20 protein-coding genes are annotated in these 17,403 nt (G+C 69.0%); 4 read left to right on the forward strand and 16 right to left on the reverse strand.

Annotated features, from left to right (window positions below; translation table 11 throughout):
- The first annotated feature begins 23 nt into the window (after positions 1–23).
- The 3 genes from PFX98_RS15320 to PFX98_RS15330 are packed head-to-tail and all read left to right on the forward strand — an operon-like array spanning position 24 to position 3,836.
- Positions 24–1,313, forward strand: coding sequence for a sensor domain-containing diguanylate cyclase (locus tag PFX98_RS15320; RefSeq protein ID WP_285231351.1), 1,290 nt, complete (start codon positions 24–26; stop codon positions 1,311–1,313).
- On the forward strand, positions 1,306–3,312 hold the full coding sequence (locus PFX98_RS15325) for a TonB-dependent receptor plug domain-containing protein (protein WP_285231352.1): 2,007 nt from the start codon (positions 1,306–1,308) through the stop codon (positions 3,310–3,312). Before PFX98_RS15320 ends, PFX98_RS15325 begins: the two co-directional genes overlap by 8 nt.
- Complete coding sequence (locus tag PFX98_RS15330) at positions 3,309–3,836, forward strand: YfiR family protein (RefSeq protein WP_285231353.1); 528 nt, start codon at positions 3,309–3,311, stop codon at positions 3,834–3,836. Before PFX98_RS15325 ends, PFX98_RS15330 begins: the two co-directional genes overlap by 4 nt.
- A 15-nt stretch (positions 3,837–3,851) precedes the next feature.
- Here the strand turns inward: PFX98_RS15330 and fliR are convergent, their stop codons facing one another.
- The 13 genes from fliR to fliF form a co-directional block, all read right to left on the reverse strand.
- Complete coding sequence (gene fliR, locus PFX98_RS15335; protein ID WP_285231354.1) at positions 3,852–4,616, reverse strand: flagellar biosynthetic protein FliR; 765 nt, start codon at positions 4,614–4,616, stop codon at positions 3,852–3,854.
- An 11-nt stretch (positions 4,617–4,627) separates the two neighbouring features.
- Positions 4,628–4,897, reverse strand: coding sequence for a flagellar biosynthesis protein FliQ (gene fliQ / locus PFX98_RS15340; RefSeq protein ID WP_285231355.1), 270 nt, complete (start codon positions 4,895–4,897; stop codon positions 4,628–4,630).
- Positions 4,898–4,910: 13 nt separating this feature from the next.
- Positions 4,911–5,687, reverse strand: coding sequence for a flagellar type III secretion system pore protein FliP (gene fliP, locus PFX98_RS15345; protein ID WP_285231356.1), 777 nt, complete (start codon positions 5,685–5,687; stop codon positions 4,911–4,913).
- Positions 5,677–6,027, reverse strand: coding sequence for a FliO/MopB family protein (locus PFX98_RS15350; RefSeq protein ID WP_285231357.1), 351 nt, complete (start codon positions 6,025–6,027; stop codon positions 5,677–5,679). The genes fliP and PFX98_RS15350 overlap by 11 nt, the downstream gene beginning before the upstream one ends.
- Positions 6,028–6,104: 77 nt before the next feature.
- On the reverse strand, positions 6,105–6,542 hold the full coding sequence (gene fliN / locus PFX98_RS15355; RefSeq protein WP_285231358.1) for a flagellar motor switch protein FliN: 438 nt from the start codon (positions 6,540–6,542) through the stop codon (positions 6,105–6,107).
- Positions 6,532–7,536, reverse strand: a complete 1,005-nt coding sequence (fliM, locus tag PFX98_RS15360; RefSeq protein WP_285231359.1) for a flagellar motor switch protein FliM — start codon at positions 7,534–7,536, stop codon at positions 6,532–6,534. Before fliM ends, fliN begins: the two co-directional genes overlap by 11 nt.
- Positions 7,537–7,561: 25 nt before the next feature.
- The gene (locus PFX98_RS15365; protein WP_285231360.1) at positions 7,562–8,158 is read right to left on the reverse strand and encodes a flagellar basal body-associated FliL family protein; all 597 of its coding nucleotides are present in this window, start codon (positions 8,156–8,158) and stop codon (positions 7,562–7,564) included.
- A 148-nt stretch (positions 8,159–8,306) separates the two neighbouring features.
- Positions 8,307–9,743 carry a flagellar hook-length control protein FliK gene (locus PFX98_RS15370; protein WP_285231361.1) on the reverse strand — a complete coding sequence of 479 codons (1,437 nt, stop codon included), beginning with the start codon at positions 9,741–9,743 and terminating at the stop codon, positions 8,307–8,309.
- A 31-nt stretch (positions 9,744–9,774) separates the two neighbouring features.
- On the reverse strand, positions 9,775–10,245 hold the full coding sequence (fliJ, locus tag PFX98_RS15375) for a flagellar export protein FliJ (RefSeq protein WP_285231362.1): 471 nt from the start codon (positions 10,243–10,245) through the stop codon (positions 9,775–9,777).
- Positions 10,246–10,324: 79 nt separating this feature from the next.
- Positions 10,325–11,752 carry a flagellar protein export ATPase FliI gene (gene fliI, locus PFX98_RS15380; RefSeq protein WP_285231363.1) on the reverse strand — a complete coding sequence of 476 codons (1,428 nt, stop codon included), beginning with the start codon at positions 11,750–11,752 and terminating at the stop codon, positions 10,325–10,327.
- Entirely contained in the window at positions 11,749–12,549 is an 801-nt protein-coding gene (locus PFX98_RS15385) for a FliH/SctL family protein (protein ID WP_285231364.1), read from the reverse strand. Before PFX98_RS15385 ends, fliI begins: the two co-directional genes overlap by 4 nt.
- Positions 12,550–12,552: 3 nt before the next feature.
- Complete coding sequence (gene fliG, locus PFX98_RS15390; protein WP_285231365.1) at positions 12,553–13,548, reverse strand: flagellar motor switch protein FliG; 996 nt, start codon at positions 13,546–13,548, stop codon at positions 12,553–12,555.
- Positions 13,549–13,580: 32 nt separating this feature from the next.
- On the reverse strand, positions 13,581–15,269 hold the full coding sequence (gene fliF / locus PFX98_RS15395; RefSeq protein ID WP_285231366.1) for a flagellar basal-body MS-ring/collar protein FliF: 1,689 nt from the start codon (positions 15,267–15,269) through the stop codon (positions 13,581–13,583).
- 201 nt (positions 15,270–15,470) lie between these two features.
- Here fliF and fliE point away from each other — a divergent pair, with 201 nt between their 5' ends.
- The gene (fliE, locus tag PFX98_RS15400) at positions 15,471–15,794 is read left to right on the forward strand and encodes a flagellar hook-basal body complex protein FliE (protein ID WP_285231367.1); all 324 of its coding nucleotides are present in this window, start codon (positions 15,471–15,473) and stop codon (positions 15,792–15,794) included.
- Between the two features lie 12 nt (positions 15,795–15,806).
- Here fliE and PFX98_RS15405 read toward each other — a convergent pair whose 3' ends face one another.
- From PFX98_RS15405 to PFX98_RS15415, 3 genes are read right to left on the reverse strand one after another with little or no spacing between them, the layout of a single operon-like run.
- Positions 15,807–16,292 (reverse strand): GspH/FimT family pseudopilin, encoded by a 486-nt coding sequence (locus tag PFX98_RS15405; RefSeq protein WP_285231368.1) that lies wholly within the window; start codon positions 16,290–16,292, stop codon positions 15,807–15,809.
- A 34-nt stretch (positions 16,293–16,326) separates the two neighbouring features.
- Positions 16,327–17,076 (reverse strand): flagellar brake protein, encoded by a 750-nt coding sequence (locus PFX98_RS15410; protein WP_285231369.1) that lies wholly within the window; start codon positions 17,074–17,076, stop codon positions 16,327–16,329.
- A 27-nt stretch (positions 17,077–17,103) separates the two neighbouring features.
- Positions 17,104–17,403, reverse strand: a complete 300-nt coding sequence (locus PFX98_RS15415; RefSeq protein WP_285231370.1) for a flagellar protein FliT — start codon at positions 17,401–17,403, stop codon at positions 17,104–17,106.

Below are 17,403 nucleotides of genomic sequence, written 5' to 3' on the forward strand. Positions count from 1 at the left end.
CCCTCCACAGGCTGTTGCAGCCCATGCCTCTATCCGCGCCTCACAAGCTGAGCGAGCCCAGCCCTGCCGCGTCGCGCGCGGCCGGGCCGAGCTCGCTGGTGCGGCGGCTCACGCTGCTGAACCTGCTGGTGCTGAGCCTGACCATGCTGCTGACCTTTGCCTTCATTGCCGAGGCCTTCTGGCTGGCCGCGCGCGAGCGCCAGCAGCGTGCGGCCGAGCTCAGCGCCATGCTGTTGGCCAACAACCTGGCGCCCATGATGGCCTTCGAGGACGGCGCGGCGGGGCAGGCCGAGCTGCAGGCCTTTGCCAGGCGCGGCGATCTGCGGCTGGTGCAGGTGCTGCGCACGGACGGCAGCCCCTTCGCCAGCTGGGCGCCGGGGCCGGCGCCGGCGGCTGCGCCGGGCGCGCTGGGCGATGCCGAGCTGGAAGTCTGGGCCGCGGTGCAGCTCAAGGGCGAGAACATCGGCTCGATCCGCCTGCGCGAAAGCCTGCAGCAGCTGCGCCAGTTCGCCTGGCAGATGAGCCTGATGGGCTTGGTGCTGATCCTGCTGGCCATCCTGGTGGCGGCCTGGGTGCTGGGGCGGGTGCAGCGGCGCGCGCTGGCGCCCATCGTCGAGCTCTCGCAGCTGGCCGACCGCGTGGCCCGGCAGCGCGACTACGGCCTGCGCGCCGCGGTGCGCCGGCGCGACGAGGTGGGCCGGCTGGCCGAGCGCTTCAACGCCATGCTCAAGCGCATCGAGGTCTGGCAGGGCGAGCTGAACGAGCAACTGCACCAGGAGCAGGTGGCGGGCCAGCAACTGCAGCAGCTGGCGCACCGCGACGCCCTGACCCAGCTGCCGAACCGGCTGTTCTTCCAGTCCGAGCTGCAGCGCCAGGTCGGCCATGCGGTGCAGGCCGGGGAATTGATGGCGCTCATGTTCATCGATCTCGACAACTTCAAGACCGTCAACGACAGCCATGGGCACGAGGCCGGCGATGCGGTGCTGCGCGAGATGGCGCATCGCATGGCCTCGGTGCTGCGCAGCACCGACCTGCTGTGCCGGCTGGGCGGCGACGAATTCGCGCTGCTCCTGCCGGGGCTGGCCGATACCGCTGCGGCCGAGCATCTGGCCGAACGCCTGATCGCCGCGGTGCGCGCACCGCTGCATGTGCAGCAGCAGCTGATGCCGGTGGGCGCGACCGTGGGGCTGGCCTTCTGCCCCCAGGACAGCAGCGACCCGGCCGAGCTGCTCAAGCTCGCCGACCAGGCCATGTACGAGGCCAAGCGCGCCGGCAAGAACACCTATCGCAGGGCAGGACATGTGGATGAATGATCGCGTATCGGTGCCAGGATTGGCCTTGGGCCTGGCGCTGGCGCTGGGCCTCAGCGGGCCGGCGGCCTGGGGCCAGAATGCTGCGGCCGAGGAGCCGCCCAGCCTCGAGGAACTGCTGCGCCAGGGGCTCTCGGAAGTGCCGCGCGACATCGAGGTGTCGACCGCGACGCGTTTTGCCCAGGGCGCGACGCGCGCACCGGCGCTCACCCATGTGCTGACGGCGGCCGACATCCAGAGCTATGGCCTGCGCCACATGGCGGACATCCTGCGCCTGCTGCCCGGCCTGCAGGTCAGCAGCAACACCGTCTTCACCTATGTGGGCGCGCGGGGCCTGGGCCGCCCGGGCGACTACAACACCCGCTTGCTGTTTCTGCTGGACGGCCGCCGCATCAACGAGAACGTGCACGACGCCGGTTTCGTCGGCGGCGAGTTCCCGGTCGAGGCCGACCAGATCGAGCGCGTCGAGTTCACGCCCGGGCCGGGTTCGGCGCTGTATGGCAACAACGCCTTCTTCGGCGTCATCAACATCGTCACCAAGCGGGCCGACAAGCTGTCCGGCCTGGAGCTGCGCGCCAGCGCCGCCTCGCACCGCTATGGCGAGCTGCGCGCCAGCACCGGCGGGCGCCTGCACGAGGGTGGCCTGGAGTGGGGCGCCTGGGTGAGCGGCTACGAGCGCCCCGAGCTGGAACTGCCGCCCTATGTGGGCCCGCGCACCACGCCGCAATACCTGCCCAGGGACTGGGATCGCGGCGGCAAGTTCGGCGCCTATCTCAGCTGGCAAGGCCTGACCCTCAGGCTGGGCCATGTGGAGCGCCTGCGCGGCACGCCCACCGTGCTGGATCGCCTGCCGCAGCTGCAGCTGGACCAGCGCCGCGCCGCGCTGCGCGACAGCTTTGCCTCGGTCGCGCTGGAGCGCACGCTGGGCGAGGACTGGGACCTGTGGCTGAGCCTGTCGACCCAGCGCTTCCTGTTCCGCGACGACGATCCCTACCGCGACGAGCAGGGCCTGCGCCAGCAGTTCCGCAGCGACAACCTGGGGCGCTGGAGCATCGCCGAGGCGCGCCTGGGCACGCAGCGCTGGGCGGGCCATTACCTCAGCCTGGGCGTCGAGTACCAGCATGACGCGCAGCAGCGCATCAGCTATGGCAATGTCGGCGAGCCCGAATGGGGCGCCTTCTGGGGCAATGACCGGCGCTGGGGCCTGTTCATCCAGGACGAATGGCGCGTTGCCAGCCAGCACACGCTGGTGCTGGGCCTGCGGCGCGACGATGCGGTGGAGGCCGGCAAGAGCCTCAACCCGCGCGCGGCCTGGGTCTGGGCGCTGCGCGAGGACGCCACGCTGCGCCTCGCCTATGGCAGCGCCTTCCGCGGCGCCAATCTTTACGAGTTCCAGGTGAATGCGCTGTACGAGCGCGAGCAGCCGCGGCGCGAGCGCATCCGCACCCTGGAGCTGTCGCTGGACCATGCGCTCACGCGCCAGTGGCGCTACCAAGTCTCGGTCTACCAGTCGCGCCTGCACGACCTCATCACCGCCAGCGGCGCGCAGGGCATCTTCGAGAACGCCACGCCGGTGCGCAGCCGCGGGCTGGACCTGGCGCTTCAGGGGCAATGGGCCGGCGGGCAGCGCGGCGAGCTGAGCTGGAGCCTGCAGCAGTCCCGCGATGCCGAGGGCCAGCGCCTGAGCAATTCGCCGCGCCAACTGCTGAAGGCGCGCTGGAGCATGCCGGTGTTGCCGCAGGTTTTGCGCCAGGACCTGCGCCTGGGTCTGCAGGCCCTGGCCCTGAGCCGGCACGACACGCCGGCCCTGCCGCAGCCCGGCTATGCGCTGCTGCACGCCAACCTCTTGTGGCAGCCCGATCACGCCACCGATGTGGCGCTGGGCATCTACAACCTGGCGGACAAGCGCGTGATCGAGCGCGCCGATCCCGGCAGCGGCCCGGGCGAGAAACAGGAAGGGCGCATGCTGCAGCTGAGCCTGACGCGGCGCTTCGGATCATGAGCCGCCTGCGCATCTTGCTGTGGCTGTGCCTGGCCCTCTACCTGGCCCTGTGCCAGCCGGCGGCGCGCGCGGCGGGCGGCCTGGACGAGGCGCAGATGCGCGCCGCCTTCGTGCACCGCTTTGCCCAGTACACGCAATGGCCGCCGCCGCCGTTGCGCGAGTTCACCTATTGCACGGCCGGCATCGAGGGGGATGGCGAGGCCTGGCGCAATCTGCCCAACCGGCCCATGGGCGGGCTGCCGATCCAGATCCTCAACCTGGATTCACCGCAGCAGGTCGGGCAATGCCAGCTGCTGGTGCTGGGCCATAGCGACCGCGCCGAGCTGCGGCGCTGGATGCATGCGCTGGGCGACCTGCCGGTGCTGGTGGTGGGGGCCTCGCCCGAGGCCTACCGCGCCGGCGCCAGCATCGTGCTGATGCTGGAGCCGCAGGGCCTGGCCTTCCGCGTCAACAACACCGAGGCCAAGCGGCGTGGCCTGCTGCTGAGCTCGCAGATGCTGAAGCTGGCGCGCGAGGTGCGATAGCGCTGTCGGCGGGACTCAGGTGAAGGCGGCGAGCAGCCGCTCCATCGCCACCATGAAGGGCGTCTGCATCAGCGGCAGGGTGGCGACCATGCCGATCAGGCCGATGCTCACGGTGAGCGGAAAACCCACCGAGAACACGCTGATCTGCGGCGCCACGCGCGCGATCACGCCCAGCACCAGGTTCACGAACATCAGCATGGTGATGAGGGGCAGGGCGATCCACAGGCCGATGCGGAAGATCTCGGCGCCCCAGACCTGGGGCTGGGCCACACGCAGAAAGTGGAAGGGCTCGTCGCCCACCGGAAAGGCCTGGAAGCTCTGCACCATCGCGTTGATGAGCAGCAGGTGGCCGTTGATGGCGATGAAGAGAAAGGCCACCATGCTGCCGAAGAAGCGCGCGCTGGCGGTGCCCTGGCTGCCGGTGGCGGGGTCGAAGAAGCCGGCGAAATTCAGCCCCATCTGTAGGCCGATGAGCTCGCCGGCAAACTCCAGCGCGGCGAACACCAGGCGCACCGCGAAACCCATCGACAGCCCGATCAGCAGCTGCTGCGCCACCAGCAGGAGCAGCATGGGCAGGGAATCCAGCGGCGTCAGCGGCATCGGCGGCAGCGAGGGCTGGGCCGCCATCGCCACGAAGATCGAAAGCCCCACGCGCACGCGCATCGGCATATTGCGCTGGCTGAACACCGGCAGGCCGGCGAACAGCGCCAGCGTGCGCACGAAGGGCCACAGCAGCGGATTCAGCCAGGCCAGCAGCTGGGCCTCGGTGAGGCTGAACATATGGGCCTTCCTCAGCCCACGACTTGCGGGATCGTCTGCAGCGTGCGCTGGATGTACTCGACCAGGGTGGTCACCATCCAGGGCCCGGTGATGGCCAGCACCAGCACCGCCGCGAGCACCTTGGGCACGAAGGACAGGGTGGCTTCGTTGATCTGGGTGGCGGCCTGGAAGATGCTCACCACCACGCCCACCGCCAGCACGGTCAGCAGCACCGGCGCGGCCACCAGCATCAGCATGTAGAGGCCTTGCTGGCCGAAAGTGAAGACTTGTTGTGCATCCATGGTGGTCGGAACTTCAGGTGACGAAGGAGGCGGCGAGCGAGCCCAGCAGCAGATTCCAGCCGTCCGCGAGCACGAACAGCATCAGCTTGAAGGGCAGGGCCACCAGCACCGGTGACAGCATCATCATGCCCAGGCTCATCAGCACGCTGCTGACGATCATGTCGATGACGAGGAAGGGGATGAAGATCAGGAAGGCGATCTGGAACGCGCTCTTGAGCTCGCTGGTGACGAAGGCCGGCACCAGCACCTTGAAGGGCACGGCCTCGGGCTTGACGCCGGCATCCAGCTTGGCCAGGCGGCTGAACAGCGCCATGTCGGCCTGGCGCGTCTGCTTGAGCATGAAGCCGCGCATCGGCACCTCGGCGCGCTTGAGCGCCTCGTCGAAGGCGATGCTGCCGGCCGAGTAGGGCTGCCAGGCCTCGGCATAGACCTTGTCGAGGGTCGGGCTCATCACGAAGAAGGTGAGGAACAGCGACAGCCCGACGATCACCTGGTTGGGCGGCGCGGCCTGGGTGCCGAGCGCCTGGCGCAGCAGCGAGAGCACGATGACGATGCGGGTGAAGCCCGTCATCATCAGCAGCACCGCGGGCAGGAAGCCCAGGGCGGTGAAGAACAACAGGGTCTGGATCGGCACCGAGTAGCTGCCGCCTGCGCCCTGGCCCACCAGCAGGGGCAGGCTGGCGGGTGCCGCGGATTGCGCTAAAGCCGCTCCAGCCAGCGCCGATAAGACCGAGAGGGTCAGGCCTTGCCTGAGCCAGCGTGGGCAGCGAACAAAAAAGTCAGCTCGCATCGCTGGCCCCGTCATGCTTGCCGCCCGCCAGGCGCTGGCGCAGCTGCTCGGCAAACGAGCCGCCGGGCGGTGTGGCGCTCTCGGGCTGCGGCGGCATCACATGCAGGGTGCTGATCTGCTGGCCGGTCACGCCCAGCACCAGCCAGCGCCGGTCTTCACCCTGGCCGACCTCGATGGTGACGATTTTCTGATTCGGTGCCAGCGGCAGCACGGCGACGGTACGCATCTGGCCTTGGCTCAGCGCTGCGCCCATCGGGCTTCGCTTGAGCAGCCAGAGCGCCACCGGGATCATGGCCAGGATGGCCAGAAACCAGAGGAAGGGCAGGAATTGATTGTTCATGGCCCCCCGATTCTGCGAGCGCAGCGGCGGGCTGGGTCAAATGAAAAAGAGGCCTTGCGGGCCTCTTCAAGGGGGACTCAGGCCTTCGACAGCCGTCGCATGCGCTCCGAGGGGGTGACGATGTCGGTCAGGCGGATACCGAATTTGTCGTTCACCACCACCACCTCGCCCTGGGCGATCAGGTAGCCGTTCACCAGCACGTCCATGGGCTCGCCGGCCAGCGCGTCGAGCTCCACCACCGAGCCCTGGGCCAGTTGCAGGATGTTCTTGATCGGGATGCGCGTGCGCCCCAGTTCCACCGTCAGCTGGACCGGGATGTCCAGGATCATGTTGATGTCGCTGCCCGGCATATTGCCCGGGGTGGGCGAGAAATTGGTGAAGCTGGCCGGCGCCACCTGCTCGGGCGCGGCCTGCACCTCGTCGGCGATCTCGGGCTGCTTGGCCTCGGCAAGTGCGGCGGCCCATTCGGCCGCCATCGCGTCTTGTTCGTCCTGGCTCGGGCTATCAGGTGGCATTGCGCGCTCCCAGCCAACCGGTCTCGGGACCGGTCAGCATTTGTTCAATCTTGATGGCGTATTTGTTGTTGGAGGTGCCGTAATGGCAGTCGAACACCGGCACGCCATCGACCTTGGCCTTGATCATCTGCTCCAGGTCGAGCTCGATGAAGTCGCCCGGCTTGAAGGACAGCAGCTGCTCCACCGTGGCCGGCGCGGTGCCGAGCTCGGCCACCAGCTCGACCTCGGCCGACTGGATCTGGTGCTTGAGCAGATTCACCCAGCGGCGGTCCGGCTCGGTGGAGTCGCCCTGCGTGGTCGAGTACAGCACGTCGCGGATCGGCTCCAGCGTGGAGTAGGGGATGCAGAAGTAGACCGTGCCGCTGGTCTCGCCGATCTCCAGCGTGAACGAGGTCGAGACCACGATCTCGCTGGGCGTGGCGATATTGGCGAACTGCGGCTGCATCTCCGAGCGCTGGTATTCCAGCTCCAGGGGGTAGATGCCCTTCCAGGCCTTCTGGTATTCGGTGGTGATCACCTCCACCAGGCGCGTGATGACGCGCTGCTCGGTGGGCGAGAAATCGCGGCCCTCGATGCGTGCATGGAACTTGCCGATGCCGCCGAACAGCGAATCGATCACCGCGAACACGAGCGTCGGGTCGCAGACGATCAGCCCCGAGCCGCGCAGCGGCTTGACCGAGACGATGTTGAAGTTCGTCGGCACCACGATCTCGCGCAGGAAGGCAGAGTACTTCTGCACCTTGATGCCGCCGATCGCGACTTCCGGGCTCTTGCGGATGAAGTTGAACAGGCCGATGCGGATGTTGCGGGCAAAACGCTCGTTGATGATTTCCATCGTGGGCATGCGCCCACGCACGATGCGTTCCTGGCTGGCCAGGTTGTAGTCGCGGATGCCCCCTTGCTGGACCTCCTCGGCTTCGAGCTTCTGGCTCTCACCGGTGATGCCCTGCAGCAGTGCATCAACTTCGTCTTGCGAGAGTATTTGCTGGTTCATGGCGCGTCAGCAGATGGGTGCCGCCTCATTGAACGATGAAGGTCGAGAACAGGACCTGGGTCACCGGGCTGTCGACCTTGGCCTTCTTCTTTTTCTTCGGCTTCGCCTTGCCACCGGCCGTATCTTCCTCTTCGTCCGGGTCCAGCTCAATCCCCATCGGGCGGACCGACTCGCGCATGATGTCCTTGGCCAGCTGCTCCTTGCCTTCGCGCGTGAGCAGTTCGGCCGAGGTCTTGTGCGCCAACACCATCAGGATGTTGCTGCGGATGGCGGGCAGGTAGGCCTTGATGGTGTCGGCCGTCTTCGGGTCCGGCACCTCCAGGCTGATGCCGATCTGGGCGAAGCGGTCCACCTCCTTGTCGGCCAGGTTCACCGTGAAGGGGTCCAGCGGCACATAGGTGGGTGGCGTGCCGGGCTTGGGCTTGGCATGGCTGGTGGTTTCGGCCGCGGGTTCGGCGTCGGCACCTTCCTCGTCGCTGGCATGCTGCTTCTTCTTCATCAGCAACAGTGCGGCGCCCCCGCCCAGCACCACCACCAGCAGGACGGCGGCGATGATGATGACGAGCTTTTTCTTGCCGCCACCCTTGGGGGCGGCATCGGCTGCGGCGGGCGCTGTGGCCATGAGGACTCCTTAGACGGACAGACCCGGCGGCGCGCGGTACGCACCCGGACGGGCCCAGTTCGCCCCATTATCAAAAAATGCGCTCCCGGCCATGCTGCGATAAGGCAGGCAAAGCGCTGGGACTTTCGGCCCGCTGCGCATGGCGCGCTCAGGCGTAGGTGTCGAGCACGCCGCGCGCGACGGCAGCGCGGCGCGGTGCTGCCGGCAGGGGCTCAGGCTCGCCCATGCCGCTGTTCAGATGGCCGCGCGCCTGGCCACGCGCCTGCGCGGCGGCGTCGGCCTGCTGTTGCTGGCGCGTGCCGGCGTCCTGCTGGAACACGCCGCCACCGCTCAGCGTGAGGCCGTTCTCGCGCAGCGCCGCCGCCAGGTCGGGCAGGCTGCGCTCGAGCACGGCGCGCGTCTCCGCCTGGTCGCTGTGGAAGGAGATCTGGGCCTGCTGGCCGTCGAGCACGATCTGCACCGCCACCGGGCCCATCTCGGCCGGGTTCAGCAGCAGCTGGGCGCTCTGCACGCCCTCGCTGGCCAGCAGGCTCAGCTGCGCACCCATCGCGGGCGCGAAGCCGGGGCTGTGCAGCTCTTGCCGGATCGGCAGCATGCGCGTGTCGGCGGCCGCGCCGCCGGGGTTGGCCGCGGCGTTGGCCTGGGTCTGGCTGGCCTGACCCAGCATCTGCTGGAAGCTGAGCGCGCCATGGCCTTCGGTGTCCGCTGGCTTGAGCGGCGCGGCCGAGGCCTCGGCGCCGGCGGCCTGCAGGCCCGCAAGTTCGGGTCGCGCGAGCGGGTTGGCCGGGCCGGCCGCCGTGGCCGCGCTCTGGGCCGCAGCCGGGTCCGCGCCGGCGGTGGCCGCGTCGGCAGCGGCCAGCTCTGGCGCGCCCGGGCGAGCGTGCGCGTGTTCGATCCGGTGTTCGCCGCCGCTCACGGCGCCTTCCTCCGAACCGGCAGCGGTGGGCTCGTCGGACTCGGGCCGGCGCGTGGCGGCCTGCAACTGGGCAGCGAGCTGCTCGGCGCTAAGTTGGGGCAGGGCCGTGGCAGCCGCCTGTGGCTGTGCGCCGGCCGCGATGGCGACGCCTGACTGGTCTTCGCCGTCCGCCTCGGCCTTGTCGGTGCCCGCCTCATCGCCCAGCTCGGCGGGGTCGGTGCAGCGGGCATCCACGGCCACGTCGGCGGTGGCCGCCAGGGCGCGCTGGCCCGCCTCGGCAGTGTTCGCGTCGGGCGCCTGCTTGGCGGCTGCATGCTTGGTGCTCGCGCGCGCCTTGCTCTCGGCGGCCGGTGCGGTGGCGTCCTCGGCGTTACGGTCCTGCGTGTGCTCGGCGTCCGGGCCCTGTTGGCGCGTGGCGCCGGGCTTGGGCGCAGCCGGCTTGGCAGCGGTGGCACTCGGCGCGGGCGCCGGAGCAGGTGCGGATGCCGGCGCGGGTGCAGGGCTGGCCGCCTTGGGCGGCGCGGCGGGCGTTTGCTCGCGGCTGCTCTTGAACAAGGTGGCGAAGCTGGCGCCCAGCTCCGTGCCCGCGCTGCGCTGCTTGCCTGCGGCGCTGCCCGGCAAGAGATTGGTGAGCGTGTTGCTCAGCGCGGCGGACTTGTTCGTGTGCATGGGGATCTCTCGCTGGCTCGTGCTGGCCGGTTCAGGCGCTCACGCGGGCGTAGGCGCCAAAGCCGGCCAGGGCGGCACGTGCCGCCTGTTCGTCGGTGGCTTTCTGTTCCTGGCGCAGGGCGACGCGCAGGCCTTCCTGGCGCCGGCGTTCGATCAGCTTGCGGATCGAGGCCACGCGCAGCTCGCAATCGGCGAGGCGGTTGCGCGCCAGCTCCTGGCGCTGTTCGGCGTAGCTGCTGACCTGGTCCTGCTGGTTGATCGCCTGGTCCAGGCGCAGGCCGAAGGTCTGGTAGCAGCCCAGGATGTCGACCGTGGTGCGCTGGGCAAAGGTCTGGGTCCAGCGCTGCTGGTAATCGTTGCGGTACTGCGCCAGCTGGCCATGCTGGTTGCGCGCCTGCTCGGCCTGGTTCTGGGCATCGCGCAGGGCACGCAAGGCCTCGTCGCGCTCGGAAACGGCGCGGTCCAGCAGCAGGGTCAGGGCTTGAAGATTGCTCGTGCTCATAAGGTTCCCCCAGTTTCTGGTTTATCGGCAGCCGGGGGTCCGGGGATAAGGGCTGGAAAAGCCCGCGCTTTTCCAGACCCTAGGCTTCGTGAACCACCGCACGCAGATGGGTGATGCTCTGGTTCAGGGCGGCCGGGGTGTGCATGTCCTGCTGCAGCAGTTGCAGCATCTCGGGGTGCAGGCGCACCGCCAGGTCGAGCTCGTGGTCGTGGCCGGGCACATAGGCGCCCAGCTGGATCAGGTCGCGCGCCTTGTTGTATTTGGCGAGCAGCTGGCGGAAGCGCCGCGCCGCTTCCACATGGGATTTGTCGGCCACATTGGTCATCACGCGCGAGATCGAGCGCTCGATGTCGATGGCGGGGTAATGGCCGGCCTCGGCGAGTTCGCGTGACAGCACGATGTGACCGTCCAGGATGCCGCGCGCCGCGTCGGCGATCGGGTCCTGCTGGTCGTCGCCCTCGGACAGCACGGTGTAGAAGGCGGTGATCGAGCCCTCGCCATGCAGGCCGTTACCGCTGCGCTCCACCAACTGCGGCAGCTTGGCGAAGCAGGAGGGCGGGTAGCCCTTGGTGGCGGGCGGCTCGCCGATGGCCAGCGCGATCTCGCGCTGCGCCATCGCATAGCGGGTGAGCGAGTCCATCAGCAGCAGCACATGCAGGCCCTGATCGCGGAAATGCTCGGCGATCGCGGTGGCATAGGTGGCACCCTGCATGCGCACCAGCGGCGGCGCATCGGCGGGGGCGGCCACCACCACCGAGCGGGCCAGGCCCTCCTCGCCGATGATGTCCTCGATGAATTCCTTGACCTCGCGGCCGCGTTCGCCGATCAGGCCCACCACGATCACATCGGCCTGGGTGTAGCGCGCCATCATGCCCAGCAGCACCGACTTGCCCACGCCGGTGCCGGCGAACAAGCCCAGGCGCTGGCCGCGGCCCACCGTGAGCATGGCGTTGATGGAGCGCACGCCGGTGTCCAGCGGGGTGCGCACCGGGTCGCGGTCCATCGCATTGATGGGCCGGCGCACCATCGGTTCGGGGCGCACGTTCTCCAGCGGCCCGCGTCGATCGAGCGGATGGCCATGCGAATCGACCACCCGGCCCAGCAGCCCCTCGCCCATGGGCAGGTGCAGGCCGCGGTCTTCGTCGCGCCGCCAGGGGTGGCGTTCCTCGCCCAGTACCGGGCCGTGCAGGGCGGCCGGGCGTGGCACCACCATGGCGCCGCTGGACAGGCCCTGCACCTCGTCGGTGGGCATCAGGTAGGCGCGGTCGCCCGAGAAGCCCACCACCTCGGCGTTCACCGGGCGCTCGCCGCGGCGCGGATTGCTGCTGGAGCTGGGCATGTGGATCTGGCAGACCGAGCCCACCGGCACCTTCACGCCCGTGGCCTCCAGCACCAGGCCGGCCACGCGCACCAGCTTGCCCTGCGACTCCAGCGGCACCGGCGTGGCGGCAAAGGCCTGCAGGTCCTCCAGGTACTGGCCCCAGCGCAGGCCACGCTCCGGGTTCATGGCGCCTCGCCCGTGTCGCTGAGCGGCTCGCCGTCGCTGCCGCGGCGGTCTTCCCACAGCGAGGCCTGGCCCAGTGCGGCCATCACCTGCTGCCAGCGCAGCGCCAGCGTGGCGTCGACGCTGCTGATGTCGGAATCGACCCTGACGCCGCCGCGCGGCAGGCTGGGGTCGGGCAGCACCTGGGCCTCGCGGGCGCGCAGCTCCTCGCCGGCGCCCTCCAGCACCAGGGGCAGGTCGGCCGGGTTGACGCGCACGCGCACATGGCGGGCCGAGACCAGCAAGGCCTCCACTGCGTCGTGCGCCACCTTGGCAATGTGTTCGGGGCGCTGTGTGATCTCGCTGCGCACCACCTGGCGCGCCAGCTCCATCGCGCAGCGCGTCATGGCCTGGGCCATCTCATGCTCGAGGGCCTGGAAATCCTCGTCGAAGCTCCTCACCAGGGCGCCGATCTGGGCGCTCATCTGCTGGGCAAAACTGTGCTTGAAGGCATCCAGCGCGGCCATGCCGTCGCGGTAGCCGTCCTGGTAGCCGGATTGGCGCGCCGCATGCACCAGCTCGTCGGTGGTGGGTTCGGGCGGCGGGGGCGGTGGCGGCGGTTCGACCGGGGCCGGCGTGGCGGCGGCGGCCGGGCGCGGCGTGGCGCGGCGATCGACACCCTCGAACTGGCCCGGCTTCCAGGCCGCGAAATCCTGCAACTCCTCGCGCGGGATGAAGCGGGCGTAGGCGCTGGTGCGCGGCGCGGCCGTGCCGTCGGGGCGGGTTGGCGGTGGCACTTGGCGCGGGGGTTTGGTGACCATGGCTTAGAGGTACTGGTCGTCGCCGCCACCGGCCAGCACGATCTGGCCCTCGTCCACCAGGCGGCGCACGATCTTGAGGATTTCCTTCTGCTCGCCCTCCACCTCGGACAGGCGCACCGGGCCGCGCGACTCGAGGTCCTCGCGCAGGGTCTCGGCCGCACGCGTGGACATATTGCGGAAGATCTTCTCGCGCAGCTCGGGCGCGGCGCCCTTGAGCGCCACCACCAGCGATTCGGACTGCACCTCCTTGAGCACCGACTGGATGCCCTTGTCGTCGATCTTGTCGAGATCGTCGAAGGTGAACATGTTGTCCATGATCTTCTGCGCCAGGTCGGAGTCGGCCTCGCGGATGTAGTCCAGCACCGAGGCCTCGACGCTGGAGCCCATCATGTTGATGATCTCGGCCGCGGTCTTCACGCCGCCCAGGCTGGATTTGCGCATGCGGTCGCCGCCCGAGAGGATCTGGCTCATCACCTCGTTGAGGTCCTTCAACGCCATCGGCTGGATGCCGTCCAGCGTGGCGATGCGGATCAGCACCTCGTTGCGCTGGCGCTCGGTGAAGGTCTTCAGCACATTGCTGGTCTGGTCATAGTCCAGGTGTGCGAGGATGGCGGCGACGATCTGCGGGTGCTCGTTGCGCAGCAGCTCGGCCACCGAGCCGGCGTCCATCCACTTCAGGCTCTCGATGCTGGAGACATCGCTGCCCTGCAGGATGCGGTCCAGCAGCAGATTGGCCTTGTCCTCGCCCAGGGCCTTGCGCAGCACGGTGCGCACGTATTCGTCGGTGTCGTTCACCAGCATGCTCTGGGTCTCGGCCACGGCGTCGAACTTGGTCAGCACCTCCTCGACGCGGTGGCGCGGTATCACCTTGAGCTTGGCGATGGTCTCGCCGAGCTTCTGCACTTCCTTGGGCGAGAGCTGCTTGAAGACCTCGGAGGCCTCTTCCTCGCCAAGCGACATCAGCAGGATCGCCGCGTCTTCCACACCTTTGTCGTCCATGATGGTTCTCTACAGGGTGTTGATGAGGAGGCTCAGGCGACTTCGCCGTTGACCCAGTTGCGCACGATGCTGGCCACCGCGGTGGGGTTCTCGCGCGCCAGCAGGCGGGCACGCTCCAGCTTCTCGTTGGACAGCGGCGCCTCCAGGGCCGGCAGGCCGCCGGGGCCCAGCAGCAGCTGGTCGTCGGACACCTCGCTGAGCTGGCCGCCGGCCTCGCTCTTCTCGGACTCGGGTGCGGGCGGCGGCGGGTAGGCGGCGCGCAACGCCGGGCGCACCATGCCGAACACGGCGATCAGCGCCACCGCCACCAGGGCGGTCGGCACGAGGGCGCTGCGCAGCAGTTCCAGCAGCCAGGGCTGCTTCCAGACCGGCACATCGGCGACCTCATGCTTCTCGAGCATGAAGGGCGCGCTGATGAGCTTGAGCGAGTCGCCGCGCTCCTGGTTGAAACCCATGGTTTCCTTCACCAGGGCGGTGAGCTTGTCCAGCTCGTCCTGCGAGACGGGCACGGTCGTGACCTTGCCCTTGGGGTCGGTGGTGCTGCGGTGGTTCACCACCACGGCGGCGTTGAGGCGACGCACCGTGCCGGTGGCGTTGCGCGTCACGCGCACGGTCTTGTCGACCTCGTAGTTGGTGACGGCCTCGCGGCGCGAACTCTGGTTGCTGCTGCCGCCGCCCTGGGCGGTCTGCAGCGGCGCGGCCTGGCCATTCACCGGCGCGGTGGCGGGCACCGGCGGCTGGTTGGTGGCGGCGCCCGGCACGCCGGTGGCGGTGGGCGGGGTGCTGTTGATGGCCTCGTTGGTCTGCAGGCTCCGCACCGAGGCGCTGGCGTTCGCGCCCTGGTTGGGCTTGAACTCCTCGGAGGTCGATTCGACCTGGGAGAAGTCCACATCCGCGGTGACGGTGGCGCGCAGGTTGTCGCGGCCCAGCACCGGCTCGAGCAGCTCATAGATGCGCTTGTTGAGGTTGGCCTCGATCTGCTGCTTGTATTGCAGCTGCTGGCTGTCCAGGCCGCCGGCGCTCTCGCCCGGGTTGGAGATCAGCGCGCCGGTGTGGTCCAGCACGCTCACCGCCTTGGGGTTGAGCTCGGGCACCGAGGCCGACACCAGGTGCACGATGCCGGCCACCTGGGCGCGGTCCAGGGTGCGGCCGCCGCGCAGCGTCAGCATCACCGAGGCGCTGGGCTTCTGCTGCTCGCGGAAGAAGCCGTTCTGCTGCGGCATCGCCAGGTGCACGCGCGCATCGGCCACATCGGCCAGCGCGGTGATGGTGCGGGTCAGCTCGCCCTCCAGCGCACGCTGGAAGTTCAGGCGTTCGTTGAACTGGGTCTGGCCGATCGACTGCTTGTCCATCAGCTCGAAGCCCACCGTGCTGCCCTTGGGCAGGCCGGCCGAGGCCAGCTTCATGCGCACGTCGTAGACCTGGTTGGCCGGCACCAGGATGATGCCGCCGGGCTCGTTGCGGTAGGGCACGTTCATGGTGGCGAGCTGCGCGATCACGGCGCCGCCATCCTTGTCGGACAGGCCGGTGAAGACCGGGCGGAAATCGCCCTGCGAGCCCCACAAGCTCATCGCCAGCACCACGCCGGCCAGCGCCGCCACGCCCAGGCCCAGGCCCAGCTTGCTGCGCGTGGGCAGGGCGGCCAGCCGGGTGCCCAGGCCGGCAGGGACGCTGCTCGCATCCGTCAGCGGGGTCAGGGGAGGGCTGATTGCGTTGTCCATGGGTGGCCGATGTGCATAAATTCGCGGGTGGGCTGGGATCCCAGCCGATGCGTCGAATTATTCGGAAACTCACCCTCAAGAAAGGCGCGAACAGGCCGACTTACCGAGCGCAGTTCCTCCCATCGTGGCCGCGCCTTGTGCGTAGCATTCAGCCTGTCCCTGCCGGTATGGCCTCTGCCGTAGGCACCACAGGAGTGAACGATGGACCTGAAGCTGATGCCCTTTGATTTCTCGCAAGCCGTCGCACGCGCCGGCCTGTCGACCAATGGGCAGCCGCTGGCCAAGGCCAAGGCCGCCGGCGGCGCGAGCTTCGGCGACGCCATGGCCCAGGCCATGAAGGGCGTGAGCCAGCAGCAGAACGAGGCCGCACGCCTGCAGCGCGAGGTGCAGCTGGACAACCCCAATGTCAGCCTGGAAGAGACCATGGTCTCGATGCAGAAGGCCCAGATCGGTTTCCAGGCCACGCTGGCGGTGCGCAACCGCCTGGTCTCGGCCTATTCCGAGATCATGAACATGCAGGTCTAAGACCCGACGGGCTCAACACGCCTCGCCGCGACACATGCTGGCGCGGCCCAGGCTGTTGACCTCGACGCGCAGCTTCTGCTCCGGTCCACCGCTGAACAGCACCTGGCTGGGCGCCATCGCGCGGCCCATGGTGTGTTCGAACTCGACGCCATCGGCGCGGTCCATGCGCACGCGCGGGAACTCGGCGCTGTCGGCGCGCGCCACATTGCAGCGCTGCCCATCGCTGCTGGCAAAGGCGCAGTCGCAAGGCTGGCCTCGGCTAATGCCCCAGCACCAATGCTCGCCGCTGCGGTAGCTGACGAAGGTGTTCTGCCCATGCCGCACGCTCTCCTCGCGCGCCAGGCGCAGATCCAGCACCAGGCTTTCGCCCGCCAGCTCCATCTGCTTGCGCACCAGGAAACGGCTGTAGCTGGGCACGGCGGCGGCCAGCAGGATCGCCAGCACCGCCATCACCACGGCCATTTCGACCAGCGTGAAGCCGCGTGGCGAATGTGACAAAAGGGGCAGGCAGCGCGGCATGGGGGCGGGGCGCTCAGCGCTTGGCGAGCAGACGGCGGCGCTTCTGCGTCTGGTCGATGTAGACATGCAGGGCGCGCGCGGCCATCGGGCTGAGCTCGACGAACTGGCAACCGATCTGGCTGCCCTGCGGGCCGGGCGCGCCGATGTGCTGCAGGCGCAGCTGCACCTCGAAGCGGCTGTCGCGGTCCAGCTCCACCACCACGCCGGCCAGCACCAGGCCGGGTTCGATCGGCGGCACGTCGCGCGGCAGCAGCAGCGCCAACCCGCCGGCGCTGACGTCCAGCACGCGCAGGCGCAGATGCATGTCGGCAATCGCCGGATGGCGCAGGCTGACGACCGGATAGAGGCTGGTGGTGGGTTGTACCCGGTAGGCCTGGCGGCGCTGGAAGCGGTAGATCAGGCGCGGCAGTTCGGCGCGCAGGCAGGCGTCGCTGTCATCGCTCACCAGCACCAGGCCGTCGAGGTCGAACTGCAGGCGGATATTGTCGAGATAGGCCAGGGCGGTGAGTTCCGCGCTGGCCAGCAGCGGCGCGAGCGCGTCGCGGTCGCTGCCGGCATCCAGGCTGAGCACGCCGCCGGCGCTGTCCACGCTCCAGAGCCTGGTCTGCAGGCCGGCGCCCTCGGGTGTGCTGAGCTGCAGGCGCGCCTGGGTGCGCACCAACTCCTCCAGCAGGGCGTGGATCTCGGGCGGGCTGTCCACGCGGAATTCGCCCGCGTTGACGGCGCGCGACTTCAGCGTTCTAGGTGGACGTGGCTCGGACAATGCTGTGCCTTGTTGACCCTGGATGTTTCAGTGTACGGTCTTGGACTGGCCCTTCAGCACATGGTCCAGGTCGTCGAGCCAGGGTTCGGCCAGGTGGCGGATCTCCGCGTCGTTGAGCAGGATGCGCTGCATGATGCGGGTCTTGAGCTTGGCTTCCTCGGGCTGCAGGGCGCTGTGCGAGGCGGCATGCTTGAGCTGGGAAATCAGCAGCACACAAGCGCCTTCGAGCTTGACGACTTCATCCCAGTTGCCGGTGCGGGCGGCCGAGAGCATGTCGGCGCTGGCTTGCTCGATGGCTTCGTAATAGCTGAGAAGTTGGGTATTCAT

Origin of the sequence: Paucibacter sediminis, assembly GCF_030254645.1 — a bacterium.
GTDB classification, from domain to species: Bacteria; Pseudomonadota; Gammaproteobacteria; order Burkholderiales; family Burkholderiaceae_C; genus Paucibacter_B; species Paucibacter_B sediminis.

Bases quoted from the DNA above. Each gene is read 5' to 3' on its own strand.
- PFX98_RS15320 (WP_285231351.1), top strand. From the start codon at position 24: ATGCCTCTATCCGCGCCTCACAAGCTGAGCGAGCCCAGCCCTGCCGCG.
- PFX98_RS15325 (WP_285231352.1), top strand. From the start codon at position 1,306: ATGAATGATCGCGTATCGGTGCCAGGATTGGCCTTGGGCCTGGCGCTG.
- PFX98_RS15330 (WP_285231353.1), top strand. From the start codon at position 3,309: ATGAGCCGCCTGCGCATCTTGCTGTGGCTGTGCCTGGCCCTCTACCTG.
- fliR (WP_285231354.1), bottom strand. From the start codon at position 4,616: ATGTTCAGCCTCACCGAGGCCCAGCTGCTGGCCTGGCTGAATCCGCTG.
- fliQ (WP_285231355.1), bottom strand. From the start codon at position 4,897: ATGGATGCACAACAAGTCTTCACTTTCGGCCAGCAAGGCCTCTACATG.
- fliP (WP_285231356.1), bottom strand. From the start codon at position 5,687: ATGCGAGCTGACTTTTTTGTTCGCTGCCCACGCTGGCTCAGGCAAGGC.
- PFX98_RS15350 (WP_285231357.1), bottom strand. From the start codon at position 6,027: ATGAACAATCAATTCCTGCCCTTCCTCTGGTTTCTGGCCATCCTGGCC.
- fliN (WP_285231358.1), bottom strand. From the start codon at position 6,542: ATGCCACCTGATAGCCCGAGCCAGGACGAACAAGACGCGATGGCGGCC.
- fliM (WP_285231359.1), bottom strand. From the start codon at position 7,536: ATGAACCAGCAAATACTCTCGCAAGACGAAGTTGATGCACTGCTGCAG.
- PFX98_RS15365 (WP_285231360.1), bottom strand. From the start codon at position 8,158: ATGGCCACAGCGCCCGCCGCAGCCGATGCCGCCCCCAAGGGTGGCGGC.
- PFX98_RS15370 (WP_285231361.1), bottom strand. From the start codon at position 9,743: ATGCACACGAACAAGTCCGCCGCGCTGAGCAACACGCTCACCAATCTC.
- fliJ (WP_285231362.1), bottom strand. From the start codon at position 10,245: ATGAGCACGAGCAATCTTCAAGCCCTGACCCTGCTGCTGGACCGCGCC.
- fliI (WP_285231363.1), bottom strand. From the start codon at position 11,752: ATGAACCCGGAGCGTGGCCTGCGCTGGGGCCAGTACCTGGAGGACCTG.
- PFX98_RS15385 (WP_285231364.1), bottom strand. From the start codon at position 12,549: ATGGTCACCAAACCCCCGCGCCAAGTGCCACCGCCAACCCGCCCCGAC.
- fliG (WP_285231365.1), bottom strand. From the start codon at position 13,548: ATGGACGACAAAGGTGTGGAAGACGCGGCGATCCTGCTGATGTCGCTT.
- fliF (WP_285231366.1), bottom strand. From the start codon at position 15,269: ATGGACAACGCAATCAGCCCTCCCCTGACCCCGCTGACGGATGCGAGC.
- fliE (WP_285231367.1), top strand. From the start codon at position 15,471: ATGGACCTGAAGCTGATGCCCTTTGATTTCTCGCAAGCCGTCGCACGC.
- PFX98_RS15415 (WP_285231370.1), bottom strand. From the start codon at position 17,403: ATGAATACCCAACTTCTCAGCTATTACGAAGCCATCGAGCAAGCCAGC.